Annotated in this window: 27 protein-coding genes, 1 tRNA gene and 1 riboswitch; of the genes, 6 read left to right on the plus strand and 22 right to left on the minus strand. The window is 51.1% G+C overall.

The window, feature by feature from the left end; all coding sequences use genetic code 11:
- Positions 1 to 458: 458 nt before the first annotated feature.
- The 3 genes from panB to panD are packed head-to-tail and all read left to right on the plus strand — an operon-like array spanning position 459 to position 2,524.
- A complete protein-coding gene (gene panB, locus EHSB41UT_RS09350) occupies positions 459 to 1,256 on the plus strand; it encodes a 3-methyl-2-oxobutanoate hydroxymethyltransferase (RefSeq protein WP_087109104.1) in 798 nt (265 codons plus the stop codon).
- Positions 1,253 to 2,101 (plus strand): pantoate--beta-alanine ligase, encoded by an 849-nt coding sequence (gene panC / locus EHSB41UT_RS09355; RefSeq protein WP_087109106.1) that lies wholly within the window; start codon positions 1,253 to 1,255, stop codon positions 2,099 to 2,101. Before panB ends, panC begins: the two co-directional genes overlap by 4 nt.
- Positions 2,102 to 2,143: 42 nt before the next feature.
- The gene (panD, locus tag EHSB41UT_RS09360) at positions 2,144 to 2,524 is read left to right on the plus strand and encodes an aspartate 1-decarboxylase (RefSeq protein ID WP_087109108.1); all 381 of its coding nucleotides are present in this window, start codon (positions 2,144 to 2,146) and stop codon (positions 2,522 to 2,524) included.
- 106 nt (positions 2,525 to 2,630) lie between these two features.
- Here panD and yciH read toward each other — a convergent pair whose 3' ends face one another.
- The 3 genes from yciH to EHSB41UT_RS09375 form a co-directional block, all read right to left on the minus strand.
- The gene (gene yciH / locus EHSB41UT_RS09365; RefSeq protein WP_087109110.1) at positions 2,631 to 2,978 is read right to left on the minus strand and encodes a stress response translation initiation inhibitor YciH; all 348 of its coding nucleotides are present in this window, start codon (positions 2,976 to 2,978) and stop codon (positions 2,631 to 2,633) included.
- Between the two features lie 79 nt (positions 2,979 to 3,057).
- Positions 3,058 to 4,107, minus strand: a complete 1,050-nt coding sequence (locus EHSB41UT_RS09370; RefSeq protein ID WP_087109112.1) for a DUF2333 family protein — start codon at positions 4,105 to 4,107, stop codon at positions 3,058 to 3,060.
- Between the two features lie 106 nt (positions 4,108 to 4,213).
- Positions 4,214 to 4,849, minus strand: a complete 636-nt coding sequence (locus EHSB41UT_RS09375) for a transglutaminase-like cysteine peptidase (protein ID WP_087109114.1) — start codon at positions 4,847 to 4,849, stop codon at positions 4,214 to 4,216.
- Between the two features lie 153 nt (positions 4,850 to 5,002).
- Positions 5,003 to 5,225: riboswitch (cobalamin riboswitch) on the plus strand.
- Positions 5,226 to 5,357: 132 nt separating this feature from the next.
- Between EHSB41UT_RS09375 and EHSB41UT_RS09380 the strand changes: the two genes are divergently transcribed.
- Together EHSB41UT_RS09380 and cobO are read left to right on the plus strand one after the other, a co-directional pair.
- Positions 5,358 to 7,208, plus strand: a complete 1,851-nt coding sequence (locus EHSB41UT_RS09380; protein ID WP_087109116.1) for a TonB-dependent receptor domain-containing protein — start codon at positions 5,358 to 5,360, stop codon at positions 7,206 to 7,208.
- A 115-nt stretch (positions 7,209 to 7,323) separates the two neighbouring features.
- Positions 7,324 to 7,947: a cob(I)yrinic acid a,c-diamide adenosyltransferase gene (cobO, locus tag EHSB41UT_RS09385; protein ID WP_087109841.1), complete on the plus strand. Its 624-nt coding sequence runs from the start codon at positions 7,324 to 7,326 to the stop codon at positions 7,945 to 7,947.
- A 63-nt stretch (positions 7,948 to 8,010) separates the two neighbouring features.
- Here cobO and EHSB41UT_RS09390 read toward each other — a convergent pair whose 3' ends face one another.
- The 3 genes from EHSB41UT_RS09390 to EHSB41UT_RS09400 form a co-directional block, all read right to left on the minus strand.
- On the minus strand, positions 8,011 to 8,244 hold the full coding sequence (locus tag EHSB41UT_RS09390) for a thioredoxin family protein (protein WP_087109118.1): 234 nt from the start codon (positions 8,242 to 8,244) through the stop codon (positions 8,011 to 8,013).
- Between the two features lie 13 nt (positions 8,245 to 8,257).
- The gene (locus tag EHSB41UT_RS09395; RefSeq protein ID WP_087109120.1) at positions 8,258 to 9,241 is read right to left on the minus strand and encodes a permease; all 984 of its coding nucleotides are present in this window, start codon (positions 9,239 to 9,241) and stop codon (positions 8,258 to 8,260) included.
- Positions 9,242 to 9,322: 81 nt separating this feature from the next.
- A complete protein-coding gene (locus EHSB41UT_RS09400; protein ID WP_087109122.1) occupies positions 9,323 to 9,859 on the minus strand; it encodes a sigma-70 family RNA polymerase sigma factor in 537 nt (178 codons plus the stop codon).
- Positions 9,860 to 10,042: 183 nt separating this feature from the next.
- Between EHSB41UT_RS09400 and EHSB41UT_RS09405 the strand changes: the two genes are divergently transcribed.
- Positions 10,043 to 10,119 (plus strand) — tRNA-Ile (locus tag EHSB41UT_RS09405).
- Between the two features lie 133 nt (positions 10,120 to 10,252).
- On the opposite strand, the gene EHSB41UT_RS09410 is transcribed toward EHSB41UT_RS09405, so the two are convergent.
- The 16 genes from EHSB41UT_RS09410 to EHSB41UT_RS09490 form a co-directional block, all read right to left on the minus strand.
- Entirely contained in the window at positions 10,253 to 11,143 is an 891-nt protein-coding gene (locus EHSB41UT_RS09410; protein WP_133060455.1) for a site-specific integrase, read from the minus strand.
- Positions 11,144 to 12,030: 887 nt separating this feature from the next.
- Positions 12,031 to 14,406, minus strand: a complete 2,376-nt coding sequence (locus EHSB41UT_RS09415; protein ID WP_087109126.1) for a hypothetical protein — start codon at positions 14,404 to 14,406, stop codon at positions 12,031 to 12,033.
- Position 14,407: 1 nt separating this feature from the next.
- Positions 14,408 to 15,616 (minus strand): hypothetical protein, encoded by a 1,209-nt coding sequence (locus EHSB41UT_RS09420; protein WP_087109127.1) that lies wholly within the window; start codon positions 15,614 to 15,616, stop codon positions 14,408 to 14,410.
- A gap of 267 nt (positions 15,617 to 15,883) precedes the next feature.
- Positions 15,884 to 16,105 carry a hypothetical protein gene (locus EHSB41UT_RS09425; RefSeq protein ID WP_087109129.1) on the minus strand — a complete coding sequence of 74 codons (222 nt, stop codon included), beginning with the start codon at positions 16,103 to 16,105 and terminating at the stop codon, positions 15,884 to 15,886.
- Entirely contained in the window at positions 16,086 to 17,078 is a 993-nt protein-coding gene (locus EHSB41UT_RS09430; RefSeq protein WP_087109131.1) for a hypothetical protein, read from the minus strand. Before EHSB41UT_RS09430 ends, EHSB41UT_RS09425 begins: the two co-directional genes overlap by 20 nt.
- A complete protein-coding gene (locus EHSB41UT_RS09435) occupies positions 17,078 to 17,332 on the minus strand; it encodes a hypothetical protein (RefSeq protein WP_087109132.1) in 255 nt (84 codons plus the stop codon). The genes EHSB41UT_RS09430 and EHSB41UT_RS09435 overlap by 1 nt, the downstream gene beginning before the upstream one ends.
- On the minus strand, positions 17,329 to 18,108 hold the full coding sequence (locus EHSB41UT_RS24980; protein WP_207626610.1) for an ash family protein: 780 nt from the start codon (positions 18,106 to 18,108) through the stop codon (positions 17,329 to 17,331). Before EHSB41UT_RS24980 ends, EHSB41UT_RS09435 begins: the two co-directional genes overlap by 4 nt.
- Positions 18,109 to 18,226: 118 nt before the next feature.
- On the minus strand, positions 18,227 to 18,622 hold the full coding sequence (locus EHSB41UT_RS09445; RefSeq protein ID WP_087109133.1) for a hypothetical protein: 396 nt from the start codon (positions 18,620 to 18,622) through the stop codon (positions 18,227 to 18,229).
- Positions 18,623 to 18,692: 70 nt separating this feature from the next.
- On the minus strand, positions 18,693 to 18,911 hold the full coding sequence (locus EHSB41UT_RS09450) for a helix-turn-helix transcriptional regulator (RefSeq protein WP_087109135.1): 219 nt from the start codon (positions 18,909 to 18,911) through the stop codon (positions 18,693 to 18,695).
- A 120-nt stretch (positions 18,912 to 19,031) separates the two neighbouring features.
- Positions 19,032 to 19,787, minus strand: coding sequence for a hypothetical protein (locus tag EHSB41UT_RS09455; RefSeq protein WP_087109137.1), 756 nt, complete (start codon positions 19,785 to 19,787; stop codon positions 19,032 to 19,034).
- Between the two features lie 109 nt (positions 19,788 to 19,896).
- Positions 19,897 to 20,157: a type II toxin-antitoxin system RelE family toxin gene (locus EHSB41UT_RS09460; protein ID WP_087109138.1), complete on the minus strand. Its 261-nt coding sequence runs from the start codon at positions 20,155 to 20,157 to the stop codon at positions 19,897 to 19,899.
- A gap of 8 nt (positions 20,158 to 20,165) precedes the next feature.
- On the minus strand, positions 20,166 to 20,363 hold the full coding sequence (locus tag EHSB41UT_RS09465) for a hypothetical protein (RefSeq protein ID WP_087109140.1): 198 nt from the start codon (positions 20,361 to 20,363) through the stop codon (positions 20,166 to 20,168).
- Positions 20,364 to 20,403: 40 nt separating this feature from the next.
- A complete protein-coding gene (locus EHSB41UT_RS09470; RefSeq protein WP_165767207.1) occupies positions 20,404 to 21,702 on the minus strand; it encodes a tyrosine-type recombinase/integrase in 1,299 nt (432 codons plus the stop codon).
- 423 nt (positions 21,703 to 22,125) lie between these two features.
- Entirely contained in the window at positions 22,126 to 22,977 is an 852-nt protein-coding gene (locus EHSB41UT_RS09475; protein WP_087109143.1) for a hypothetical protein, read from the minus strand.
- Positions 22,978 to 23,408: 431 nt separating this feature from the next.
- Positions 23,409 to 24,800 (minus strand): Re/Si-specific NAD(P)(+) transhydrogenase subunit beta, encoded by a 1,392-nt coding sequence (pntB, locus tag EHSB41UT_RS09485; protein WP_087109147.1) that lies wholly within the window; start codon positions 24,798 to 24,800, stop codon positions 23,409 to 23,411.
- Positions 24,801 to 24,812: 12 nt separating this feature from the next.
- The gene (locus EHSB41UT_RS09490; RefSeq protein ID WP_087109149.1) at positions 24,813 to 26,357 is read right to left on the minus strand and encodes a Re/Si-specific NAD(P)(+) transhydrogenase subunit alpha; all 1,545 of its coding nucleotides are present in this window, start codon (positions 26,355 to 26,357) and stop codon (positions 24,813 to 24,815) included.
- Positions 26,358 to 26,414: the final 57 nt, after the last annotated feature.

Genomic DNA, 26,414 nt, shown 5'->3' on the forward strand with positions numbered 1-26,414 from the left:
TCACAATTAAACATCGAACTCAGCATTCCCAAAAATTTTCATGGTTAGACGCAGCTTTGCAGGAAGGCTGGTTGCCTTTCAAAAAGCTGCAACGCAGCCATGGAGATTTTTGGGAATGCCCTCCGGGTGGAGCTGAAAGCCGTCACTCGCTGCGTCGAGCTTGCTTAATGTAGGTCAACTACGATTTTCACAAGCTCTTCTAGCGTTTGACGGCTTTCAGTTCCACTGAGTCGCATGTTTAATTGTGAACAGCCCCTACCCTCTTACTACCTGTTTATCCGCCAATTAAGGGTAAGCAGGTAGATTCTGCACTGGAAAAGCAATTGAATTTCCACCAATATAGCGCGTCTCTGCATTATCAGGACAAGACTGCTCACTGTCCGGGATGCAGGCTGTGATGTACTAACCAGACAGCCGCTCGGCCTCAGAGCAGCCACAGAATATAAATTCAGGGTTCTATGGCTAAAACCACTCTCCACACGCTTCTCGAAATGAAGCAGACCGGTGAAAAATTCACCTGTCTGACATCTTATGACGCCACTCAGGCGCATATGGTAAGCAGCCAGGGTACAGATATCATTCTGGTCGGTGACTCCCTTGGCATGGTTGTGCAGGGTCGTGATTCCACTGTGCCCGTAACCATGGACGATATGGTTTACCACACGCGCTGTGTCGCCCGTGGTAATACCGATGCCATGATTATGGCTGATATCCCTTTTATGGCCTGCGCCACGATTGAGCAGACCTATACCAACGCAACAGCTTTGATGCAGGCCGGTGCCGAAGTCATCAAGCTGGAAGGCGGTCGCTGGTTGTGCGATACCGTTAAAGGCCTGTCTGAGCGTGGTGTACCAACCTGCCTGCACCTCGGCCTTACGCCTCAGTCCGTCAGCATGCTGGGCGGTTACAAGGTTCAGGGTCGTGATGAAGAATCCGCCAACCGCATGATTGAAGATGCCATCATGCTGGCAAATGCCGGTGCCAACATTATCCTGCTGGAATGCGTGCCAACCCCTCTGGCCCGTGAGATCACCCGTGCGGTATCTGTTCCGGTTATCGGTATTGGCGCTGGTCCTGACACTGACGGCCAGGTTCTGGTTGTCTACGATATGCTCGGCATGACCCACGGCCGCAAGCCTCGCTTCGTCAAAGATTTTATGGCGGAAGCGGGCACCCCGGCAGAAGCGGTTGCACAGTTTGTTGCCGATGTTAAAAGCGGTGCCTTCCCCGCACCGGAGCATGGATTCAGTAAATGAACACCGTCTATTCCGTTGAAGAGATTCGTGACTACGTTCGCAGCGTGAAGGCCGAGGGCAAAACTGTTGCCTTTGTCCCTACCATGGGCAATCTGCATAACGGCCACCTGACGCTGGTGACCAAAGCCCATGAGCTGGCTGATGTTGTGATTGTCAGCATCTACGTAAACCAGATGCAGTTCGGCCCGAACGAAGACTACCACAGCTATCCGCGCACCATGGCGCAGGACGAAGCTCTGCTGCGCGAACACAACGTGGATATGGTGTTTGCTCCCTCTGCCAACATTATCTATCCGGAAGGTCTGGACAATCACACCACTGTGAAAGTCGACTCCCTGGATGGCATGCACTGTGGCAAGACCCGTCCGGGTTTCTTCACCGGTATCGCAACAGTGGTGACCAAGCTGTTCAATATCGTACAGCCTGATGTTGCCGTATTTGGCGAGAAAGATTTCCAGCAGCTCAGCATCATCCGCAAGATGGTGAAGGATCTGTGCATTCCGGTTGAGATCGTCGGCGCTCCTATTGCCCGTGCTGATACCGGCCTGGCACTGAGCTCTCGTAATGGTTACCTCTCTCAGGAAGAGAGAGAACAGGCCAGCCTGATCTATCAGGAGCTGCTGAAGGCTAAAGAAGCCATCGTAGCCGGTAACACCAATTACGACATTATTCAGCGTGATGCGATTGCCAGTCTGGCCGGATATGGTTTCCAGCCAGACTACTTCAACATTATTCGTCGATCCGACCTGCTGCCTGCAGCACCTGGCGATAAGGAACTGATCATCCTTGCTGCGGCAGGCCTGGGCAAAGCCCGTCTGATTGACAACCTCCAGATCGATCTCTGATCGGTCTGGCGGAAGAGACAAAGTATTTAGAGGATCATCTCCATGCAAAATGTGATGCTCAAAGCCAAGCTGCATATGGCTGTTGTTACTCACGCTGTTCTGAACTACGAAGGCTCCTGCGCCATCGACGGCAATCTGCTGGATATGGCCGGTCTGCGTGAATACGAACAGATCCAGATCTACAACAAGGACAACGGTGCCCGTTTCACCACTTACATCATCCGTGGTGAGGAAGGTTCCGGCATGATCTCCATGAACGGTGCTGCGGCCCGTATGGTGTCCGAAGGTGATAAGGTGATCATCTGCGCTTACGCACATTACTCTGAAGAAGAGTGCGCCAAGCACAAGCCAGCGCTGATTTACATGAATCCGGATAACACTGTAAGCCACAGCGCTAACGCTATCCCGGTTCAGGTTGCTTAATATTTAAAGTAAACCGATACAGAAAGGGCGATGACCTTGCAGTCATCGCCCTTTTTATTTTCTGGTTCCCACGCTCAGCGTGGGAACCAGTATTGTTTGAAACTGATCAGCCGCCGGAACGTTTGGCGTTGTAACCCTGCTTGATCAGCTCAGCGACCATCGTGTCTACATGGTCGCCCTGCAGCTCGATTGCACCATCCTTAACGGCACCACCGCCACCACAGCGTTTCTTCAGCTGTTTGGCAAAACCTTTCAGATCATTACCGGACATTGGCAGGCCGGTGATCACTGTTACGGTTTTTCCGCCACGACCTTTCTTCTCCGGACGTACACGAACAACGCCGTCGGTTTCCGGAACATCGTCTTTGGCTTTTTCTTCCTTAACGCGGCCGCCAAGTTCAGTGCTGTATACCAGACGACTGCCGCCGTCATTGTCGGATGAGTATTTCGCCATAATAAGAGCAGTGTAATTACAGGAAAGATAAGATCTGCCGGATCAAAGCCTTTGGCTTTAACCCGGCAACGAGAAAGGATTAACCTTGGGTCAGCAGTGCCCGAAGGTCAATAATGGCCGCATTGGCACGGGAAATGTAGTTCGCCATAACCAGAGAGTGGTTGGCCAGGATGCCAAAACCGTCACCGTTCAGGATGATCGGGCTCCAGACAGACTGCTGGGTTTCCTGCAACTCACGAATGATCTGACGCAGGCTGACCAGAGCGTTCTTCTTCTCCAGTACATCAGCGAAGTCCACCTCAATGGCCTGCAGCAGAACAATCAGTGCCCAGGTGGTACCGCGTGCTTCATAGAAGACATCATCAATCTTGTTCCATGGCGTCTGAACCATCAGTTCATCAGACATTGGCGTGGACTGTCCGGCTTCTGCATCACCAGCCAGATCAGTGTTCAGACGATTCTTACCGACACTGGCACTCAGACGCTGGGATAGGGAACCAAGACGAGTTTCCACATCACGCAGCCACTGGGTCAGGTTATCTGCACGGGTGTAGAACTGGGCAGGATCATTGCTGTCAGACAGACGGGCAAGATAGTTATCAAGCTTATCGATGCCGCGACGGTATTCACCTTCACTGGAAGGCAGCGCCCAGCTCTTGGAGTCAAAGTTAAACTGCGGCTCGGCAATAGCCAGATCCACATCTTCCTTGGACTGGGATTGGGAACGGCTGAAATCTTTGCGCATGGCACGGGTGAAATCGCGCAGCTGAACCAGAGCACCGAATTCCCAATTAGGCATGTTATCGAGGTAAAGTCCCGGCGGCATAATATCGTTACGGAGATAACCACCTGGCTTGTCGAGCAGTGTTTCACCAATGCGGATTGCTGTCGCCGTTGAAGTAAAGCCTGTTACTTCCGGCTTGTTCAGAGCAGCAGCCTTTGCGGTTGCATTCTCCCGAACATTGAAAGATTCCGGTTCATTACTCCAGTACATGCCCAGAATAATAATCACGATCAGCAGAATGACAGTTGCGATGCCGGCCAGCTTTCCTAGCTTGCCACCACCTGTGCCATCCGAATCACCGGAAAACTTATCTTTTAGATCGTCTCTCCAATCTGCAAGGCCCATGACGTCCCCTTATGCCCAGCTAACTGCCTGTTAATTTGCTACTTGGAGCCTATTATGGGCAAAGCTGAGGGGAACTTATAGGCTCTTTCTCTATTAATGTGCTTCTTTACGGCCAAATTTCATTGTTGCGGGTTTTCTGTTGCAGAGCGACCCAGTGAGTCAGCCTTGAGGCATCACCAATTCTGCGCTCCTCATATCCACGTTCCAGCAGCCACAAACCCGTTCCGTTGAAGGAGTAGACCGGCTCCAGATCCTTACGGGTTTCCGGTGCCTTCATATTGTCGGTTAGATTATCCAGAACTATCTGTTCGCCATTATTTTTTTCTACGATCAGAACCATATGGGCCTGACGCAAAGTTAGCGAACGAACATAAGCCAGACGCAGACGATCATCCGACACACCCAGTCGGCGCAGAGTGATGTATTTGGCGATGGCGTAATCTTCACAATCCCCGATTCCCCGATTCAGGAACTCGGATGGCGAGGCCCAGTAATCCTCTTTACCCCAGGCAGCACGATCACTGCGAAAGGTCAGACTGTTAAAGAAGTTGTTCACCTCTTCAATGCGTTCGGACTCAGAGACGGACTGCAAACGTTTTACCAGCAGATCCCAGGCGCCAATTCGCTGCTCCTCGATCGAGCTGCGGGAAGGCTGGGATTGATTCAGTGGCAAACTGCTGGCACTGGCTGCACCACTGAAACCGAACAGGGCCACTAGCCCCGCGATAGGAAGAATCTTCATGAACCACACTCCCTGTGGACTACTCAACTGCGAGATTCACCGTGAACTATAGCAATGCCCGGTCCGGCCTCCTGCCGGGCTGAACAATCTATGTACTTTCACCTACAGCACCAGTACCATGCGCCTCCGAGATAAAGGTGATTGATGTTTTTTTGACCACACCGGGTTTGAGGTGAGGTCAGAGGAATTTCAGACTTAATAGGGAATCAGGTGCGATACCTGAGCTGTGCCCGCAACTGTGACAGAGGAGTTCTCACCAGCGCCGCGCTTTTGACGTTTTGGTTTGAAAGGAGGCGTTAATCCACTGGAAAACCGGGAAGGAGGGTGTGAATGATGATTCTGGAGCCAGGAGACCTGCCTTTATCTGTACACGGATAGCTGGGCGGGAATTATCACAGCTACCAGACCGCATTGCTGTATAGATATATTGTTGTCTTGCCGGTTTGACTGTACCTGCCTGAAGCATCCGTTTGTCGCACAAAAATAACGACAATTCATACGGACGCATATGAACCTCAACAACAAAACAACTCTTGTGCTCGCTCCTCTCACGCTTGCGCTGCTGCCACTGGCCTCTTCCATCCATGCAACGGATAAAGTTTATAAGCTTGAAGATGTCGTTATCACCGCCACCCGAACAGCCCAGACGGTTGACCAGACTCTGGCTCCTGTCTCTGTTATTACCCGTAAAGATATCGAACAGTCCCAGGCACAGAGTGTTCCTGAACTGCTGAAGATGCTTCCGGGTGTTCAGGTTTCCAGCAATGGCGGACCGGGTGCATCAACCGGGCTCTTTATCCGTGGTACCGCCACCAAGGAATCCATCGTTCTGATTGATGGCCAGCGTATCGGCAGTGCCACCCTCGGCGAAGCCTCCCTGCAATATTTTGATCCGGACCAGATTGAACGCATCGAGTTGGTTCGTGGCCCTAAAGCGAGCCTGTATGGTGCTGATGCGATTGGCGGTGTAGTGAACATTATTACCCGTGCAGCAGCTGGTAAGTCACAAATGTCGTTTAAAGCCGGTTATGGCAGCGACAAAACCCGTTCCGCCAGCGCTAATATCAGCGGCGTAAGCGACACCACCCGTTATCACCTGGGCTTCAGCCGTTTTATCACCGATGGCTATGACCGCACCGAGAATACCGTTGGTAATAACAGCGATGATGACTTCTACAGCAACTCCACCTTTTCGACCACAATCAGCCACGACTTCACTGACGATCTGACCTTTGCGCTCCGTGGTTACCAGAGTCAGGGCAACTCAGCCTATGACGATGCCTGGAATCCGGATACCTCACCTCGTACAACGTTCAAAGAACAGTTCCTCTCCAGCGAAGTCACTTATGTGATCAATAACTGGTGGCAGACAGGTTTGACGCTTTCCTACACTCAGGACAGCTCTGAAGCCAGAAAGACCGCCTCCCCGAACACCTATATGACCAAGCGTCATCTGCTGAACTGGCAGAATAATTTTTCCGTATCGGAAAACACTCTGCTGACCGCTGGCTTTGATACTTACAAAGACAAAGTTGATAGCACCGTTGATTACGACGAAACCTCACGCAGCAACCATGCAGTTTTCCTGCAAAGCCTGACCACTTTCGCCAGCAGTGATCTGCAATTGTCTGTTCGTAATGACGATAACGAGCGTTACGGCAACAAAGCCACCGGAAACATCGCCTGGGGTTATAACCTGCCAGCTGATATGCGTGTGATTGCCAGTTATGGCACAGCCTTCCGGGCGCCAACCTTCAATGAGCTCTACTATCCGAACTTTGGTGATCCCAACCTGAAGCCGGAAGAGTCTGAAAACGTGGAAGTGGAACTGCGTGGCAAACTGCAGAATGGGCAATGGTCTGTTGCCGTTTTCCAGAACACCATTGATAACCTGATCTCTTCCCAGCAGGATCGTGATGCCGGACGCGTGGTTGCCATCAAGGAAGCCCGAATTCGAGGTGTGGAGCTGACCGGCCGTTACCAGATTTTTGGTACCGATGTGAAAGCCGCAATCTCTCTGCTCGATCCGAAAGAGATTCGTAACAACCAGCCAGACCAGCTGCTGATCCGTCGCTCCAAGCAGGAACTGACTTTGGATATCAGCCGTCCGTTTGGCGACTTTACTATTGGCGCCAACCTGCTGGCTCGCAGCCAGTTTGAGGACTCTAACTACCCAAGCCGTGTTGATATGCCGGGATTCGGTGTCGTCGGTATCCGTGCTGCCTGGCAGCTGGACAAAACCATCAAACTGGAAGCCAATGTCCGGAACCTGTTTAACAAGGACTATCAAACGGCCTTTGGTTACAATGAGCCATCGCGCGGAGTATTTGCCTCAGTGACCTGGAGCCCTGAACTCTAGGGTCTGTTGGGTTTGATGATCGGACTCTGCAACCGGGTCAGTCTTGCTGATCCGGTCAGATGCAGCACTGCGTATGCAATCACTCCTGTTTGCAGTCATACACAATGAGGTTTCTATGACCAACAGCTCTGACGCCAGCTCCGATACAGGCACTGACGAGAAATACAAAAAGCGCATGCAGCGCAAAAAGGAACATATCGATCAGAAAATTGCCGAGGCAACGGAAGAGCGGGGCATTGTTATCCTGATTACCGGTAATGGTAAGGGAAAGAGCACCTCCGGCTTCGGTACAGTTTTACGCTGTGTCGGCCATGGTATGAAAGCGGGTGTGGCACAGTTCATTAAAGGCAAGTGGGACTGCGGCGAGCGTAACGTTCTGGAGAAACTGGGCGTTCCTTTCCATGTTATGGCTACCGGCTTTACTTGGGATACCCAGAACAAGGAACTGGATACAAAAGCGGCTCAGGAAGTCTGGGTAGAAACCAAAAAGATGCTGGCCGATCCGGAATTGTCGGTTGTTCTGCTGGACGAGCTGACCTATATCGCTCGCTACGGTTACATCGACACCGATGAGATTGTTGAAGCGATCAATAATCGTCCGAAAATGCAGACCGTTATTATTACCGGTCGTGGCTGCCCGAAAGGCCTCGAAGATATCGCGGATACTATCAGCGAAGTTCGCGATGAACGCCATGCCTACCGTGCGGGCGTGAAAGCCCAGAAAGGCGTGGACTGGTAACAGCTCTATCCCGCCAGAGTTCTGTTCCACAAGAGCTCCGGCGGGATTTCACATTGCTGTCGTTTATCCCAGAAACTCACGAATCAACTGTTCGGATGGCACTGAGCCTGAGTGCACCAGCTGACCATTCACAGAGACTCCCGGTGTTCTCATAACACCCGCCTCCATGATCTTTTCCAGATCGGTTACCTTTTCAACATTGATCTCCAATCCCAGCTCATGACCTGCAGCCAGAATACGCTCAGCAGTCACCTGACAGTTTTTACAGCCTGAGCCATACACGTTCACATTGATCATTGTTACTTCTCCACTAGAAAATATTGATGGTGTTAAACAGCCAGCCGACCAGACAGAAAGCCACCAGCAGGTAACCTGCGATTAAGGCCAACAACCGGAACTGCATCACCTGCTTCAGCATGGTGAATTCCGGCAGACTCACAGCCACCGCACTCATGCAAAAAGCCAGTGTTGTACCCAGCGGAACACCTTTTATCAGCAGGCTTTCCATCACAGGAACAATTGATGTGGCATTGACGTACATAGGAATTGCGATCAGAGCGGAAAGGGGCACAGTCCACCACTGTCCATCACCCAGGTGTTCCTGAAACCATTGCTCCGGAACAAAACCATGAATAAAGGCTCCCAGACCAACCCCCAGAATCACCCACTTCCAGATGCGCAGCAGGACGGTTTTGGCCTCGTCCATGGCAAAGTCATGACGCTGCCTGAGAGTCATCTTCTCAGCATGAAACTCCAGTTTTTCAGCATGGTCTGCACCTTCATACTGTTTGGCCAGAAACGGCACCAGCCACCGATGGGCTTTCAGTTGATCGATCAGGAACCCACCAACAATGCCCAGCAACAGGCCGATGGAGACATAAAGAATGGTGAACTTTAATCCCAGCATGGAACCCAGCAGGATAATTACCACTTCATTGATGATCGGGGACGTCAGCAGAAACGCCATAGTCACGCCCAAGGGAATACGGGCTGAGACAAACCCCATAAACAGGGGAATAGAGCTGCAGGAACAGAAGGGAGTCACCGCTCCCAGCGTTGAACCCATAATGTAACCGGCGAAGCGTCCCTGTCCCTGAAGAAATGCGCGGACACGCTCCGGATTCAAAGATGCACGAACGACAGCTATCGCATAGATAAGAACCACCAGCAAAACCAGAATCTTGCTGGTGTCTTCAACAAAGAAGTGAAGCCCCTTTGCAAGGGCCGTATCGGGTGACAGCCCTAACAGGGAATAAGTCACCCAGTCTGACAGTGATGTGAACCAACCCAACATGATTGCATTCCTTTTAACTCTCTCTGCTTCTAAACACGCAGGCGAAGAAAAAAGGATGCAGATTAATTAAATTATTTTTATTTATTCCGGACGGGGAGTGAAACCACAGACGCCACTGTCATCAAATTGAATCTGGCACTTCTTGATCATCTGCTTTCGCAGCTTTTGTCGCGCCCGCTGTATGCGAGACTTAGCGGCCACCAAGCTGAGATCCCGTTGCCGGGCATACTCTTTTTGACTCATTCCCTGAAGATCACAGGCATCGATAGCATCCCGATCCTGAGCATCGAGTTCCAGCAAGACCCGCTGCATACAGCGATCAAGCTCCATAACCCAGGGTGTTTCTTCATCCCGGGTTATCTCTGGCTCCTGCTCCAAAGGCATAGTGGTGCCTTCACGGCTTTGCCTGCGATAGCTGTCGATGGCGGTATTCTTTGCCATCACCTTCAGCCAGCTGCCAGCATCTTCCAGATCACAGAACCGCTCCTTGGTTTTCAGTGCCTTAATAAACAGATCCTGCAGCAGATCTTCAGCTTGATTACTGTCTCCGGTTTGGCTGATAAACCATCGTTTCAACCATCCTTCATTCTGCGCCCAGGCATCCATTAAACAATTCATAATCTATCCAGCCCTCAACGCTCTGGTCTCACATTTTACCCTCAGGTTTAAAACAACCTGATTGATATGAATTAATACTTATGACCTCTTCGATCTGATTGAAAAACAAGACATTATTGTTATTCTTTGCGGGTTTAAGGCTGGATCATCTTAGCTTCCATGCGTATAATCCAGCACCGCTGTGGGCCCTTAGCTCAGTTGGTTAGAGCATCCGACTCATAATCGGCAGGTCCTGGGTTCAAGTCCCGGAGGGCCCACCATATACAGCAAGGCGTGAGAGGTTAAGAACCACTCACGCCTTTTTGATTTTTAACACACCGCCCCCAGTTTTGCCCCCGCCTATCTGCTTGCTTCAAAGCTTAAGTCATCAAAACCTGAGCCTTCTTTGAAGGTTTACCCTTCGCTCAAAGGCGCAGATGAATTCGCCAATATTTTTGCAGATATAAAGTCACCTACTGGCTTCTCTCTTACCAAAGACGACATTGCTTCCATTGAGGGCACAGCTCTCACCTTCAAAAAGCCATTCGATGAACGTCTATGCCCATACTGCCGGACCGATGCTGTAGATTGATGCCCCATGATGTAAGCCACTTCAACAGCAGACAAACCTGAAGCTCTTAAGTTTGAGCCGAATTGGTGCCGCCAAGAATAAAGACTGTAGTGGGTTTTGCGGCGAGGAAATATAGCTCGACTGGCACGATATATACGCCTCTGAATTGCTCGAATTTCTTTGTCATCTCGAGCTGATATTTCCATCTGTGAAAGCACGAAATCACAGAAATTTTTAAATGTGTCCTCCCCGTTATCTAGAGCTATTGTTCTATCAAGCCCCCTCTGCAACTTCTCAGATTTCTTCGCCCCACTAATTGTGAAGCGGTGTTTCTCCCATAAAATCTTATTCAGCTCACATGGCCTAGCTCCGGTATACTTAACCAGTTGAATAGCACAGACAGCCAAATCGTCGCCCTTATTTTCAAGGTGCTCAATTAATCGCTTTTCATCTTCATCGTTAACTTTTCGCAGCCTCCTCATTTTCTTCTTTCTTTGGCCGGGAGGGCAGATATTCTGACATTGCGTAATACGATTGGCTGCTTCCAGATACCCGTTCTCTTTTAACAGCAGAGATAGCCCAATCCGTAGCTCACACCAATAAGCAGGACGATAATCATAGGATGCGCGCTGAAGGGAATGTGCCAACTCTTCTAACTTAAAGGACTCTTCCATTCTCGAGATGAGAAAAGACTCAGCTCTGTCTAAATAACGTTTTTTTGTAGACTCCAGCACCCAAAACTCCTCCCCACCGTATACTCAATTCTCAGAATGACAGGCCTGAAAGCCGGAAGAGAAGTCCTCTGGAATATGTACGAGGGCAAATACCGAGTTTTGATACCAAACTGTGAATTCGATCACGCGGTGTTTATTCTTGCCTTCGACTTAAAGCTATCAGCTGTTTACCTTTGGTTTGAGTTTTGGGCACGAAGGAGGAGTTAATCTTCGTCCTTCTGGATATTGGTCACTTTTTTCTACCCATGCCAGAGTCGACACAATTCCGTTAGGCGTCAAGCGGTAAGGAATATGATTATCTTCCAGCCAGCGCTGTAATCGTCCTTTTTGCTGGATTCCAGTCCACTCCATAAGATCGCTCTGTCCCAAAAGCATTATCGTTACCCCATGTGAAAACTGCCGCCAGCAAGTACAGCACGTTTTAACGCCAACAGGTCAGAAGATCTAAAGTTTTAAATCACACGATTTCCCCTTATACCACTTCCTTTTTTGGGGTATGGATAGTGTGGTTTCCTCTCTTTTTTAGGGTGTGCGAGGTGTGCGGTTTGGTGGGTCAGAATTAACCTGTTTGCGGGTTGGTTTTAACCTGCACAGATTAGCTGTCTTGGTGGGTGTCCGGATTGTTCGCTTACCCTCTTTTTTGAGAGTCCGCCTTGTTCGGTTTGCTGCTTGTGAAATGCCACTATTTGCAACTATCCAGAGAGCCAAAACGGAAAAGCAAAACCTTAGCATTCCTTAACATTTTGAAAGCTTGCTCAGGGTTGAGAATACCAACATATGCCAACATTCTGAGAGCCAGAGCTGAGAAGCAAAACGTTAGCATTTGTTAGCATTTTGGAAGGTTGTGGAGCCTGAAACGGTTATCAGGCTCCTCTAAGGTTGGTGGGTTATCGTGTGGGCTGTCTCAGACTCTCCCGGCCTGCGGACTTGGTAAGAGCGTCTATCCAGTCAGCAACTTCCTTACTGGTGGTGAAGTCTGCGGACAATGCTCCTTTGGTCTGCATAGATCGATACACACTCCGATTCCTGCCAGCTGTCGACATGCTGTCTAAGGCTCCTGCCGCCAACGTGCCCAACATAGGAACATTCGTTATCCGGTCTAACAGGAACTCAGCAACCTGCCTGTTAACCGTGTTGGATATGCGCCTGTTGCTGTAGCTCGTACCGGAAGCGTTAAAGGTCTTCTGGTCTGGCTGGATCCTTCTGAGATTGTTTGCAAACTTCGTCCACCTCTCAATCTCATTCTTGCCGTACAGAGCTTCGAGAGTTGTCCGGTTAGCTTTTACTTTGTCCAGGATACTCCGGGCATAATTCCCGCGCTTGAGCTGTATCCCTTCGTCAGTCAGGTCTAACGCCTTACCAAAGATATTCAGGTATCCGGCCTGCTTGAGTGCTCCAAACTCTTCACTCTCTTCTCCCAGTAACTGCTTGAGGTCGTTTATCGCCCTGGCATTTTTCTTTGTGCCGGTCGCCCCCATCAGCTGATCTACAACGCCCTCGGGTGTCGCCTTGCCATTCACAATGTCCTGAACAAGCTTTGTTCTAAGGGTCTGCTTTCCGTCCTTGTACGTACCTTCAACAATGCTCATGTATTCCCGGTTAGCGGCTCGGGCTTCCTTGAGTGCAGAATAGTTCGCCTCATCCCCAACAAACCGCCCATTATCAATCGCATCATCAAGCCAACCGTCATAGGCTCGCTTCACTTGAGAGAGTAACGCCTTGTCCTGCTTGTCACTGGAGCTGATAGCCGCGCTAAGTCTGCGTCTCAGGCTCTCAAAGTCTGTCAGGCTGTGGTAACGCTCGCCTACTGGTGGCAAGGCTCCCGGTAGTTCGTCAGCCTGAGCCAGTGCGCCCTGTCCGCTCATCAGGTTCTCTACTTCCTTGTAGAGTGAGTAAGCGTTAGGGGTTTCCGCTTGGCTGGCCAGTTTGATCTTTCCACCAAACCCGCCCCGGATCGTCTGCAATGCTTCCCGGTAAACACTCGGCTCAGCCATCAAACCGGCTTCGTCTACAGCCTGGTACGCTGCTGTCTTGTTTTGCTTGGCGGTATCTACTGCTGACTCAATGCCCTGGGTAAAACGTGTTGCCGGTGCTTGAAGGTCGGTTACCTCATCGAGTGGCCCCAACCGTGAGAATTGATCGGTCACGCTCTCGGCTAATATCCCGTCCCGCATCTTCTCAAAGCCTGCGGCCTGCTGTTGAGCCTCTGGCCCATACACGCCCATTTCAGCCTCTTTCTGTAAAGCCCAGTCTGAATAGTCGCTGTCGAGTATGCCCTTTCGCTCTGCCGGGGTTATGGGTACAAAGTCCCCCCCTCTGCTGCGGCTCACATCCTGTATAGCTGTCAGGGCTGTGTCGGTGTCATCCACTCCGCTCCCTAACCTGCGGTTAATCTCTGTCCTCATCGCCTGCCGGTAGTCGTCCGGAAGCTCTGCCGGATTTATACCGTTCTCCTCAAGGAACTTGTCGAGAGCCTGCGGGGTTGCGTGTTTGGCCTTGGTAAATCGCTTCACGGCACTGTTAACCAGATTGCCTGCCAATTCCCCACCAATGCCGAACAATGCTCCCATGCCTGCCTGCTTCGCCTTGCCCTCTATGAAGTCCTCAGAAAGGACCGGCGTAAACGCTGCAGTCTCTCCAGCTCCATACAAAGCCCCAAACCCTAACCGACCTGCGGTGCTCATCTTGGCAACATTCGCCCCCTTGGCAATTGCTCCCCCTGGTACAGCAAAGGTCAGAATATTGGTTCCAATATTTCCAACGGTTGCCGCCGTACTTCGGTCGGTAAGCTCCTGATACATGGCATCCTCTGCCGCCAACATTTTCCGATGTTCTTCAACTGCTCCAGGCTCAACCCATCCCAATGATTCGCCAGCCATCAAGCCGAGCTGCTTTACACCAGAGCCCATATCAGAAAACGCCTTACCTGCCCCAACAAGTACACGCTCTGTTGTACTCATGTCGTTAACCATATTGTCGAAGAGTGCTTCTCTGCCGTAAGGGTCGGTGTGCTGCAGTGTTTGTACTTGTGTCGGGTATGCTGGCTGGAGTGAGTGGGGGAGTTGCTGCCCAAACTGTGCCAACGGTTGCCCTGGCTGAATTTGTGGCTGTTGCTGGGTCTGTGCTTGTGCGCTCTGCTGTTGGGCCATCTGCTCCAGCTGCAAAGCATAATCGGCTAACTGCTGCGCTCCCTCTGTATCTCCGGAAGCGTCAGCATTGTTGAGAGCGTCGTAAACGGTCGCTAGTTCTTGTTGTAAATTCATATCAGCGGCGGCTCCTGTACTTGTTGATTAAGTCAGTAGGCCTGCCGGTGTTTTGGTTGCCGCCTTCGTTTCCTTCCTGCTTGGGTAACCACTCTTCCAGATCGTAAGGCGTACCCATTACCGCCCGCTCGTCAAAGCCGTAATGTTTAACGTTGTATTGGTAGTCTTCTCGGGCTCGTCTCTGGTCTTCTGCTGCAAGCCCCATCCATTGCCCTGTAAGGTCTAAAAACTGCTGCCGCGCTTCCGGTGGTAGCCTTGTACCATCCTTGTACTTCTCGAAAAGGTTACTCATGGCTGCGTATACGCCTGCGGCCTGCGCTCCCAGATCAAACTCAGATTCCCTTACAACAGATTGAGGGTCGTTAGCCTTCATAAAGTTAAATATGGCTGCAATGTCGCCAGCACCAGACGCAGACTCAAGAGCGGTTCTCAACTTCCGGTAATTCATAACCTGTGAGGCAAAACCCTTTTTAATCGTGCTGTACTCTTTGCTGAGTGCTCTCTCTTCTTTGTGGTCAACCTGTGGCGTATAAGGCACATCAGGGAATACAAGTGAACCGTCATCCACAAAACGATCTCGCCCGTCTGGCCCTTTAATTATCTGCCTGTTGCCCTGCTTGCCGGGTTCTGGTTTGGCATCAGGGAAAAGAAGCTCGCCTGTGTGAACGTTTCTTACCCTGCCGTTTACGTCCTTGGCTGTCTCGATCTTTTGAGGCTGTCCGGGGATCCCGTCCATCTTCTCGCTTCTGCCATCACGGTAAATGGCATACACGCCGTCAGCTGCCTGTACGTACTTAACAGGTTGCTTCTGTTGTTCCTGGTAACGTTTGTATTGCTGATTCATTCCCCGCGCCTGCATGTAAAGACTCATGCCGGAGTTTTGAATCTGTTGACCAGAAAGGGCGCGGCCAACATCCATTAACGTGCCAGCCCATAAAGCGTTCATAGGGTTTATGGGTTCAAAGTCTGGTGTCGTGTTAACAGTGACAGAGTTGTTGCCAAACCGGGGAGGGTTGCCGCCTTCTGCTAAAACGCCTGTTGGCTCAGCCAGTACGCCTAAGCTTTGTGGGCCTGCTTGGGGTGGTGCGAGTTGTGCGGTATGTACCGGCGGTACAGATTGCTCTTGAGTTAGTTGGAGTGCTCCAGGTGCTAAAGTCTCTTCGTCATTAAGTGACAATACACCCGCATTCTGTGAAAGAATCCCTTTCATTTAGAGTCAGCCTCTTTAGTTGGTTTGGTATAGCTGCTTGCATCGGTTCTCCCTCCGTTGCTCTCTTTTTGAACCCTTTTATTCTACTACTCCAGCTCACTCCCTCCCAGTTTAGGCAGCCCTTTTTATGGACTGCGGAAACTCAATAACTCCACTACTGACAGACCGAAAACGGTCAGACCGAAAACAGTCTCCTTGCCCTTGTTTTACCTCACCTGTATTTTTCAATACAGCTAAAGGCCAGCCATAGGACCGGCCAATAACGCTTTAAAACAGCCAGACTAATTGCCCAAGGCCATTAGCAGATGTAGCTATAGCGCCACCTGCCTTGCCCCCCTCGATAACTCTCCAGCTCTTGCGCCTCGCAGCCGCCTGCCGGTCGATCTTCTGCAAGCCGAGGTTCAGATAATACATCTCCTCCCCTTTGAACCACTGCCGCAAGTCCCAAGACCTTGGCCCCTCCACCACATCAAGTTTCACTGTAGCCATCAATCTCCCTCCTGATTGAATGCCGTTGCTGCTCATAGATTCGCCTAAGCGCCTCTAACTTCTCGGTGTTCTCTTGGTAGAACCTTGTTGCCTCTGGTCGTTCTACTCCTTCTGGAGATGCTTCACCAACAGCAACCAAAGCATCCATTAACCCGTCTTCTGCATGATCCCCTAAGAGATAGCCAAGGTTCATCATCTTTGCCCGGCTCTTCCGTGCCTCGTACCGATCGACCACAAACTCCGCCACATCATCGCAGATAGCTATATTCTGCTTTGTCCAGATCATGCGGTCTATGATGCCCCTGTTGACCTTTGGCCCCATCTCTAGCCATTGCTGGTGAGTTGCCCACTCATAAAGCCTGCTGTAAGCCGACAGAGCGTAAACAGCTTCTTCACTCGCCTCTCTGCTGTAGCCTAATGCCCTGGCTGCTTCTTCCAAATCCTGAAAAGATTGCCAGTTTTGACAATCCAGAGAGCGCTCACGCGTCAGCGTGTGTTGAGGGTGTTTTAGATTTGGTTTTAGATCTGTTTGTTTTAGATCTGGTTTTATATCTGTAACACATGGCGATTTCGCCCCTTCGATATGGCGATTTCGCTCCATCGGTGTGGCGAATTCGCCCTCTCGATGTGGCGATTTCGCCCCATCGACAACCACGGGGCTTACAGCGTATTTCAGCTCATCTAAGGAGTACCACGCTGTCTTGTCAAAACTGTTTCTGTTGTAGTTTCCTTTGAGCAAAATCCCGTGTTGTTCCAGCCTGAGAAAATGTCTTTTTATCTGGTCACGGGATAGCCAGGGGAACAGCTCAATGAACGAATCGAGGCTGTTATACGTCCACACTCTCCCATCGTGGATATTTTGCGCCTTCTCTTTGTTTACGGTCAGCCAGTGTCGCAAGTTGTAAACAATGGCCGCGGCATCAGCTGAACCAAACTCTTCAGCATCTTCTGTTTTAAACTTGTAGACAGGCATTACCCTCCCCCCAGCACGCTCTCGTCCGTCAGCGTGTCTACAACTCCGTCTGCCGTTTCCTCCATGCTAGTTGTCAGCAAGTGGAGAGCTGTTGCCAAATGTGTTCTCTCTTCCTCGTCGAGCCGAGTATTTAAACCGTTGTATTCCCCAAGAAGCTCATTGAGGAGCAGTTTCGATAGCCCTGCAGCAGCGTAGGCCTGCTCGTGGAGGCCTTGAGAAGTTTTATTAAGTTGAGTGATGATTTCCTTGTTCATGCGTGAACCCTCTCTGCTGGAGTCCAGGCACACACGACAGCATTAAGCTTCTGCGCTTCTTGGCGGGCTTGCTGGCGGCTCAGATAGGTATGGGTACGGTAAACGGTCACAGCCTTCTGTGAGGCCGTAGGTGCGCTGCCTTTCAGCAGGGCCATGCGACAGGTGATAGCCATTGTGCGGGCTCCTTCAAGTTTGGAGCCACCATACGAAACGCCAATTTCGGAAATGGTGGCCAGGTTGTCAGGGTTGGCGTAACCGGCCTTGAAGGATACCGGCGCATCCGAAGATGCCCCCAACAACCCGGCCATAGTCGGACAGGTGTGTTGATACTGCGCACAAAAAAACCGCTCTCGGCGGTTGTACGCCTTCAAGTTCAGCCGGACGCCAATCCGGGTTACAGATTTTGCTGTAACGGTTCTAACCATAGCGCAGTGGTTAACCGCTGGCAATGGGCAAATAGGCATAGAGGGTGCTTGCCCCTCATCTATGCCATTCATGTGCCCTTCATCTGGCGCCATCCCTTGTGCTGGATGGTTTATCTTGTGCCCTTGTCCTGTGTCCTTCATGTGCCCTTCATCAGGGTTATGGCAGGGGCTGGGGCTTTGTCGCTGTTCTATGTCGTTCCTTTGTTGCGCCTCGGGTTGCTCATCAGGCGCAATCTCACAATGTAGAGCGGCGGGCTTTGGTTGCTCCTTTGGTTGCTCCCATTGGTTGTTCCTTGGTTGCTCCTCGCCGGTGAAATCCACCAGCGGGCGGCATACTCTGTTGTTCTTCATGGCGTTCTGTCGTCCATGTGAAAAGCCGGGGCTTTGCCGTTTATTGGCTGTCGAGTAGTGGGAGACTGTAAAAGGCCATTCCCAAAAGCTGTTGGGGGAGAGCAATTAATGCCTCTCCCTAACCGGTCTTATCCTGAGTGACAGCTTCCGGGAATTGCTCCACCAACTGCCGGGCCAGATCATCAGACAGAGGTTCCGCATGGCGCCCAATGCGGTAGAGGTTCAAGCGGGCAAGGGTTAACCGGGCGGCAGTACGATCTTGGAGCCAGTAACGTTTGAAGTGAGCCTTATCACCAGTCTGGCGAATAAATGGGTCAGATTCGCGGGCAATCGTGATACCCATCTTGCCTACCCGGGAAACATCGGTATTTAAACAGCTTGACCAGAACTGCCCGGGGTCATGGGTAAAGGTATATCCAGTGTAAGGACTTGAGACTTCCAACTGGCGCAATCCTTCCCGGCCGGCATCCAGAAAAGCAAAGAGGCAGTTTTCTATTTTGCTGGGTTCGCTCATAATAATTATTCCGTGCTGTATCTGTACGGGCTTTCAGTGGAGGGACTGGGAGCCCGTTATCTTCCCTGCCTTATGCGGCGCTTACCTGGTTCTCTTCTGCCTCTTCTCGATTAGCTTCCCACTGCTCAAGGTCTGACAGCTTCCAGCGAACACAGCGGGGGCCAAGCTGTACCGGCATGGGGAAACGCACAGAGCTATCTTGGATCCAGCGGTAAAGGGTGGTGTTGCCGATGCCGTAACGGGCCAGCAGTTGCTTGCGGTTGAGGTATTTGACGGGTGTTGTTTTCATGTTGTATCCCTTGGGTTTTATTTGATCCCGAGAGACACCTTAAAAACGGAGAGACGCCCAAAATAGAGCGCCTGCTTGCTGACGTTATACGTCTGCCAGCAGACGTATAACGGTAGACGGTTATTCAGCCTGCTGTTTTTTGTATGCCCTTATCCATTCGGAAATAGTTCTTTCCTCATTCTCAACAGCCAGAGCGGGGATACCTTCCAGAGCTGCCCACTCACGCAGCTTTGGCGCTATATCTTTGGAGGCTCGACGAGCTGAAGGGTAGGTGTTCGCCTGGTACAGCTCCAATACTTTTTCTTTTAGCTTGCTGGTAGGCTCGTGCCGTTTTTTTGCAGCATACCTTCTGACCTCTCTAATCCGTCGACTCTCCTCTCTAACTCCATTCCTAAAACTAAACTCCCGCTGCTGTACGTACTTCTTTCTACTTTCCTTCCGCTTAAGGGATGCTTCACGCCACTCCCTATTACGAGCATATTCTTGCGATCTGGATAGTAGCCTTGAGGCCCATACCATGTGGCTACCGGCAAGTAATAGGCTGTCAACCTGACTGGTTTCTTGATGATCATCACAGGCACCTGAAAAGGCTCCATCAATTAAGCCTAATGCTTTTTTAAGCTCTCCATACGCCAATAGAGCATACGCTTCTTCGCAGTCTTCACCTGTGTAGTATCGCCAGACTACATATTCATTTCTTGATGTGTCATCGCTGAAGCTAGTATCCAGCTCCACACTTTCCAGAACATGAAGAAGGTTGTTCAGCATTTTTTGAACAGCTGTTTCATCCTTCCACCTCGCAACCCAAAGCACATGGGCGGTTTGCTTTATGATCAGCTCCCTTAACTGCTTCAAACGTTCTTGCTGCTCTAGCATTATCGCTCCCCAGCGAACCCCAATTAAATGGACCAGTCAGGGCAAGCGGGAATCCTGCCTTTTCGGGAGCTACCCTAGACTGGCCTGTTCTGTACTGATGGCTTTACCCTCAGCGATAAACCTCTTTACGGTGGCCCACCTTAACCACTTCAATAATCAGCCGGCCATTAATAACCTGATACACAAGACGGTAATCCCCCGCTCTTAGCCGGTAGGTATGCTCTGTGCCCGATAGCTTTCGGCATCCGTTTGGGTAGGGGTTGGCAGTCAGAGATTCAGCCAGTTCCACCAGCTTTAACACTGCGGCCGGTGGTAGCCTTCTCAGCTCCTTCAGGGCTGACCGCTTCCACCTCAGCTCGTAATTGTCCATGTACGCCCTCAGAGCTTCCCGTCAGCCTTCAGAGCGGCCAGTACATCAGCATGGCTGACTGTCTCCTCCTCCCGGCGCTCTGCTACGGTTGCGAGGTCTTCCAGATCTTCTATCAGTTCCTGGTACTCATCGACGGGCAGAACGACAGAGACCCGGTTGCCCTGATCGTCGGTTATGTACTGCGGTTTCGGTTGTGCGCTTGCCATGATGCTGTCTCCGTGGAGCTGGTGAAGGTTTAGACCCGATTTAAGCCTGTTCGTTACTGGTGGCTTGCCGGTATTCCTCCAAGTCCACCAGCTTTGCTTCCTCGCCTTTGAGGACCTTGCCTAACAGCGCGTCGTATCGCTTCAGGGCTTCCCGCTTTTCCGGGAGCCTATCGGAATGGTCATAGTGCTTGCTTTCAATGCTCCCATCCTCCCGACTTTGAAGCAGGAATCGCTGCTCTCTTGGAACGCGGCTTTCAATAAGCAGGTTGGTGGCAGTGCGGCGAATATCTTTGGGAGTAAACCTTTCTCGCTTTTCTTCTGCTTCGTCTGCCTCTTCCTTCGCAATACAGTATTCCTGTATGCGGTTACCAAGGCTGGATGTTCTCAATGGTGCTTTCCCTGTTACGCAAAAGGGCCATTCAAAATCACCTGAAATAGGTTTCAGCTCTTGGAGGATATCGAGGGCCCTTTGAGTAAGGGGCATAACGCGCCGCCTCTCTCTTCCAGATTTACCCTTGCGCTCAATAAACGTGAAGGTGCGTAAGTCCTCATTAAAATCTGACCATCGACATTGAACCAGCTGTTCAGGCCTGGTCCCCACTGTTGCCAGCATGAAACGAAGGAGAAGGAGGTAAACCGGGCTGCGGTTGGGTAAGGCATCAGAGAAGCCAAACCAAAGCTCTCGTATTTCATCGTGGCCAAGGAAGCGCTCTCTCACGCGCTCAAAAGAGGCTTGCCGGGGTACTGCTGCGACTGGATTTACTTGTATGTAAAAGCGCTTGCCATGCGTCACTTGTTCTAACGGATCGTTGTCCGCTTTCATCCCATACACAAAGGCCGCATGAAGATAGCTTCTGAGGCGATTACTGGTTGTTGTAATTCCCGCCTCGATCATGCGCCGGATAATATTTACAACATCCTCCACGGTAATATCCCGCGCCTTCGCGCTCGCCAGCTCAGGAAACGGTGTAAGAACGTACAGCTTGAGAGACTTCTCTACCTGATAAGAGGACTTCTTGCCTTTGCGCTTCAGGCTGCCAATGTAGGAGTTACACAAATCAGACAGGGTTCCTTGCTGAGCGGCCAGTGTCTCTTGCCTCTGCTTCTCCCTCTCCTGTTGACGGCGCGCTATTGCCTGCTCTTCAAGATAGGCCTTCAAATCTCCCCCACACTCCCGACGCAGGGTTGCCAACTCGGCTGCTTTGCTGCGGCACTCTGCCAGGGAGTAGCCCGCTCCATTCTTGGATTGTTTGTATTTACCGATCTTTATCAGGCAGTCCCGCTTCTCATAGGTATACCGGTAATAGGCCTCAATACTCCCAGAGGCTCGCCGCTCCATAAACAGAGCTCCATTACCTCGCCCCCCAAGCGACTCGGAAATACGCCTTTTCATATTGATAATCGTTAGGTGGTTCACTGCCTACCCCTTCAAATTTGCCCCCAGCTTCTCGCCAATTTGCCCCCGGCTTCTCACTGGTTGACCGATTCAAAATCGATTGGTTCCCAGCCCCCGGTTTTGCCCCCTGCTTTGGGCTGAATGTTACGGGAATATAAGGAACTATAAGGGATTGTGGCAACTATGACAAAATCAACAGGGGTAAGGCGAAGGGGGATTTATGGGATTTTATGGGGGCTAAAAAAAACAAATATTAAGTGGCTCATAATCGGCAGGTCCTGGGTTCAAGTCCCGGAGGGCCCACCATATATCCAAGCCGAAGTGATTCATCATCACTTCGGCTTTTTATTAATTTTTCGATTCTTATCACTCTATCTTGCCAACGATATAGGTCACATCGTCCAGATATCGCCCGGTCAGTGCTTCACTTTTAACGCGTATTATCCAGCCGTGATAGGGGTCTCTTATCAGGGCACTACTTCTATCATCACTAAAGCTATCCAGAATAATTGTGTGCCCGCCACCTTGTTCAAAATACAGGGACAACAACAGGGAACCATGTGAGATGATTTTTTCATTCAAAAAAGAAATGATTTCCGGAGGAGAGTACCCTCTCGGCACATCTTCAGTCTCACCATGAAAACCATATTGTCGCCATAGCGCAATAGCACTGTCAGGCTTGCTGAGCGAGGAAGTACAGGCGATGGTATCAGCCACATCGATACCCTTATCAAGAAGCAACATTCCGGCACAGCTATCGACGCAGGCCCTCTGAGCGGGCTGCTGGAAGATATGATGACCAGCACAATCTTTTGCATACCAATGTGCGCGGGGCAGGGTGTCATATAACGCTCTTGAAAACTCACCCGATTTTATTGGCGTATCCCTCAAGGCTTTCTGAAAGCCTTGCTGCCTGACTAACACCGAGAATTCCATTGGCGTCATACCTTTGGCTGGAGAATAAGGAGCAATAGATACCTCCAGAATTTCATCATCCCGAAAAACATCAAAAGACTCCGGCCGATCTTTACCAACGGTATCAATCATATTGTGAAAGGGGTAAAAACGGTTATAGCGACTCTCTGTTTTCGCTGGGTGTACCGAATGTCGCAGCACTTCCTGCAGTGCTCCCGGGGCAGGCCTGTCCGATGAACTGCTTGGATTAGATATAACCCATCCGCCATCAGAGCCACTCGCACCTTTTTTCCCGGTCAGCATGGCAACTGCCGGAGTGGACAATGCTGTGAGCAAAAGAAAGTTCAAGTATGCGTTCACGAGGCTCTATCATTCAAAAGAATGACAATAGACCAAACTGTGGCAGAACTTACCTGGCAGAGTGGAAGATATCCTTAATAGCATCCCAAATCCCCATATCGTTTCTGGGATTATGGGCTCCATCGCAAAAAGGCATCTCTGCGGACTTTGCACAGCCACAGATCCATTGCATGCTCTTTTTCGAGTAATTCAGGCGATGGGGCTCACATCGGCAGTTGTTCAGATCATGAAACGGTGGGCAGCGGGTCTGCCCACACTGACAGATCAGGTAATCCTTATCAGCTTCGCAGGTAATGACATAACAATCCTGCTTCTGAAACATCTTCATTGTTTTTATTGTTCTCACCAGTAGCGCTATAAAACCAAGAGCAACACTATAAATCCTTCAGTACCTGCTGCAGGCTATCCTTGGCATCACCAAACAGCATTCGGGTATTCTCTCTGAAGAACAACGGGTTTTCGACACCGGCATAACCCGAAGCCAGAGAACGCTTGAGAACAATCACAGTTCTTGCTTCCCAGACCCTCAGCACTGGCATACCTGCTATTGGCGAATCCGGTTTCTCCATGGCATCCGGGTTCACGGTATCGTTGGCACCGATAACCAACACCACATCGGTCTTGGCGAAATCATCATTGATCTCGTCCATCTCCAGAACGATATCGTAAGGAACATTGGCCTCGGCCAGCAGCACGTTCATATGCCCGGGCAAACGTCCGGCTACCGGATGAATACCAAAGCGAACCTCACAGCCATTGCTGCGCAATCTGTCGGTAAGTTCCTTTACCGCCTGTTGGGCATGGGCAACAGCCATCCCGAATCCGGGAACAATAATCACACTCTTGGCCTGATCCAACTCGCTGGCAACTTCCTGTGATGTGATAGGAACGGCTTCGCCTTCAATCTCGGACTCTCCACCACCGGAAGAACCATCGGTTCCGAAACCGCCCATAATCACGGAGATAAACGAACGGTTCATGCCTTTGCACATGATGTAGCTGAGAATGGCACCGGACGAACCTACCAGCGCACCTACAACAATCAGCAGATCATTGCCCAGCATAAAACCGGTAGCCGCAGCGGCCCAGCCGGAGTAACTGTTCAGCATGGAGACCACGACCGGCATATCCGCGCCACCAATAGCCGCAACCAGATGCAGACCAATAGCCAGAGCGATGACTGTCATCACCAGAAGAAAGAATGTCGAGAGTCCGGTATGCGGGTTGTTGACGAAATACGACAGCATCAACAGACAGAGCACAATGGCAATAGCGTTGAGTCCATGGCGAAACGGCAGCGTTAACGGCTTACCGGAAATATTGCCATTGAGCTTGCCCCAGGCCACCAGCGATCCAGTAAACGTCACCGCACCAATAAAAATACCCAGATAGATTTCTACCAGATGGATAGTCAGTGCGGCTCCGGTCTGGTGTCCCATTCCCGGATCAATATAACCACCCCAGCTGATCAATATGGCTGCCAGACCTACAAAGCTGTGCAACAAAGCCACCAGCTGCGGCATCTCGGTCATTTCCACAGCTTTGGCGCGCTGCATGCCGATATATCCGCCAATCGCTACGGCTGGCACCAGAATCCAGTAGCTGGTTACGCTGGGATCAGCGATCGTCGCCAGAATGGCAATCGCCATACCGGCCATGCCATAAGTGTTACCGGCCTTTGAGGTTTCATGGGAACTCAACCCTTTCAGGCTGAGGATGAAAAAAACGGCGGCCAGAAGATAAGCCATATAAACGACACCACTCATAACCTTTCTCCTTTACCGGCGGAACATGGCCAGCATGCGTTTGGTTACAAGGAAGCCGCCCACAATATTTATGGAGGCCAAAAGAATCGAGATAAAGGCGAGCACCGACACAATGAAAGACCCGGAACTCACCTGCAGCAAGGCACCGACCACAATAATCCCGGATATCGCATTGGTCACACTCATCAGCGGTGTATGCAGAGAGTGGGAAACATTCCAGATCACCTGCCAGCCAATAAAGATCGACAGCACAAACACCATAAAGTGATTAAGGAACGCAGGTGGAGAGGATTGCCCCAGCCAATAGAGCAGTGCACCGGCAACCACCCAATAAGCGACAACGGCTCGACCATTGCTGCCCTTCTCTTCCTTGGTAACCGGCTCAGCCTTTGGCTTTTCCGGTTCAGGCTTCGGTGGTGGTGCCGCAGTCAGTTTGGGCGGAGGAGGCGGCCAGGTGATTTCACCGTCTTTAACAACAGTGGCACCACGAATAGCCTCGTTCTCCATATCAATAACAGGCTGTCCGTCTTTTTCCGGAGTCATTTCAGCCAGCAGGTGGACAAGGTTCTGGGAATAAAGGCTGGACGCCTGCCCCGGCAAACGTGAGGCAAGGTTGGTATAACCAATAATGGTGACACCATCTTTGGTCACCACTTCCCCCGGCTCGGTCAGCTCGCAGTTACCACCCTGCTCTGCGGCCATATCAACAACCACGGAGCCTTCCTTCATAGCCTGGACAGCATCAGCCTGCCAGAGCTTGGGTGCGGGCTTGCCGGGTATCAGCGCAGTGGTGATAACAATATCCACCTCTCTGGCCTGCTCACGGAACAGAGCCATCTCCGCTTCAATAAACTCCTTGGACATTTCCTTGGCATAACCGCCGCTGCCTGCACCATCTTCCTGAATATCCACGGTGAGGAATTCTCCGCCCATGGATTCCACTTGTTGCTTCACCTCGGCACGGGTATCAAAGGCGCGGACGATCGCGCCCATGCTTTTGGCTGTGCCGATAGCAGCAAGGCCGGCAACACCGGCACCGATAACAAGAACCTTCGCAGGAGGAATTTTACCGGCAGCGGTAATCTGCCCGGTCAGGAAGCGCCCAAAGACATTGGCGGCTTCGACGACAGCGCGATAGCCGCCAATATTGGCCATGGTGCTGAGGGCATCCATCTTCTGTGCCCGGGAGATACGGGGCACAGAGTCCATGGCCAGGACATTGATCTTTTTCTCTGCCAGCTTCTTCAAAAGGTCCGGATGCTGGGCTGGCCAGAGGAAGCTGATCAGCATGGTGCCTTCTTTGAGGAGTTCCACCTCTTCCGGCAGAGGCCCATTCACCTTGAGCAGAACATTAGCCTGCTCAAACAACGCTGAACGTTCCTGAATAATCTCTGCGCCTGCCTGCTCATAAAGCGCATCAGTAAAACTGGAAGCGGCTCCCGCTCCCTGTTCGATACAAACTTCAAAACCAAGTTCTTTGAGTTTTCGCACACTGTCCGGACTGGCGGCTACACGACGCTCGTCCGGAGTAAGCTCCCTGGGTATCGCAATGATCATGGCACCCTCTCTCGCTCTCTTGGCAGGCCAGATGGACTGATTAGTTATAGAACGTGT

The organism is Parendozoicomonas haliclonae (assembly GCF_900174585.1).
GTDB lineage: Bacteria > Pseudomonadota > Gammaproteobacteria > Pseudomonadales > Endozoicomonadaceae > Sansalvadorimonas > Sansalvadorimonas haliclonae.

Coding starts and splice junctions, on each gene's coding strand:
- EHSB41UT_RS09370 (WP_087109112.1), bottom strand. CDS start 4,107: ATGGGCCTTGCAGATTGGAGAGACGATCTAAAAGATAAGTTTTCCGGT.
- EHSB41UT_RS09470 (WP_165767207.1), bottom strand. CDS start 21,702: ATGGAGCGGCGAGCCTCTGGGAGTATTGAGGCCTATTACCGGTATACC.
- pntB (WP_087109147.1), bottom strand. CDS start 24,800: ATGAGTGGTGTCGTTTATATGGCTTATCTTCTGGCCGCCGTTTTTTTC.
- EHSB41UT_RS09475 (WP_087109143.1), bottom strand. CDS start 22,977: ATGCTGACCGGGAAAAAAGGTGCGAGTGGCTCTGATGGCGGATGGGTT.
- EHSB41UT_RS09430 (WP_087109131.1), bottom strand. CDS start 17,078: ATGCCTGTCTACAAGTTTAAAACAGAAGATGCTGAAGAGTTTGGTTCA.
- EHSB41UT_RS09400 (WP_087109122.1), bottom strand. CDS start 9,859: ATGAATTGTTTAATGGATGCCTGGGCGCAGAATGAAGGATGGTTGAAA.
- EHSB41UT_RS09460 (WP_087109138.1), bottom strand. CDS start 20,157: ATGGACAATTACGAGCTGAGGTGGAAGCGGTCAGCCCTGAAGGAGCTG.
- EHSB41UT_RS09445 (WP_087109133.1), bottom strand. CDS start 18,622: ATGAGCGAACCCAGCAAAATAGAAAACTGCCTCTTTGCTTTTCTGGAT.
- EHSB41UT_RS09455 (WP_087109137.1), bottom strand. CDS start 19,787: ATGCTAGAGCAGCAAGAACGTTTGAAGCAGTTAAGGGAGCTGATCATA.
- EHSB41UT_RS09420 (WP_087109127.1), bottom strand. CDS start 15,616: ATGAAAGGGATTCTTTCACAGAATGCGGGTGTATTGTCACTTAATGAC.
- EHSB41UT_RS09490 (WP_087109149.1), bottom strand. CDS start 26,357: ATGATCATTGCGATACCCAGGGAGCTTACTCCGGACGAGCGTCGTGTA.
- EHSB41UT_RS09375 (WP_087109114.1), bottom strand. CDS start 4,849: ATGAAGATTCTTCCTATCGCGGGGCTAGTGGCCCTGTTCGGTTTCAGT.
- EHSB41UT_RS09435 (WP_087109132.1), bottom strand. CDS start 17,332: ATGAACAAGGAAATCATCACTCAACTTAATAAAACTTCTCAAGGCCTC.
- EHSB41UT_RS09450 (WP_087109135.1), bottom strand. CDS start 18,911: ATGAAAACAACACCCGTCAAATACCTCAACCGCAAGCAACTGCTGGCC.
- panC (WP_087109106.1), top strand. CDS start 1,253: ATGAACACCGTCTATTCCGTTGAAGAGATTCGTGACTACGTTCGCAGC.
- EHSB41UT_RS09425 (WP_087109129.1), bottom strand. CDS start 16,105: ATGGCTACAGTGAAACTTGATGTGGTGGAGGGGCCAAGGTCTTGGGAC.
- cobO (WP_087109841.1), top strand. CDS start 7,324: ATGACCAACAGCTCTGACGCCAGCTCCGATACAGGCACTGACGAGAAA.
- EHSB41UT_RS09390 (WP_087109118.1), bottom strand. CDS start 8,244: ATGATCAATGTGAACGTGTATGGCTCAGGCTGTAAAAACTGTCAGGTG.
- EHSB41UT_RS24980 (WP_207626610.1), bottom strand. CDS start 18,108: ATGAAGAACAACAGAGTATGCCGCCCGCTGGTGGATTTCACCGGCGAG.
- EHSB41UT_RS09395 (WP_087109120.1), bottom strand. CDS start 9,241: ATGTTGGGTTGGTTCACATCACTGTCAGACTGGGTGACTTATTCCCTG.
- panB (WP_087109104.1), top strand. CDS start 459: ATGGCTAAAACCACTCTCCACACGCTTCTCGAAATGAAGCAGACCGGT.
- EHSB41UT_RS09465 (WP_087109140.1), bottom strand. CDS start 20,363: ATGGCAAGCGCACAACCGAAACCGCAGTACATAACCGACGATCAGGGC.
- EHSB41UT_RS09380 (WP_087109116.1), top strand. CDS start 5,358: ATGAACCTCAACAACAAAACAACTCTTGTGCTCGCTCCTCTCACGCTT.
- yciH (WP_087109110.1), bottom strand. CDS start 2,978: ATGGCGAAATACTCATCCGACAATGACGGCGGCAGTCGTCTGGTATAC.
- panD (WP_087109108.1), top strand. CDS start 2,144: ATGCAAAATGTGATGCTCAAAGCCAAGCTGCATATGGCTGTTGTTACT.
- EHSB41UT_RS09415 (WP_087109126.1), bottom strand. CDS start 14,406: ATGAATTTACAACAAGAACTAGCGACCGTTTACGACGCTCTCAACAAT.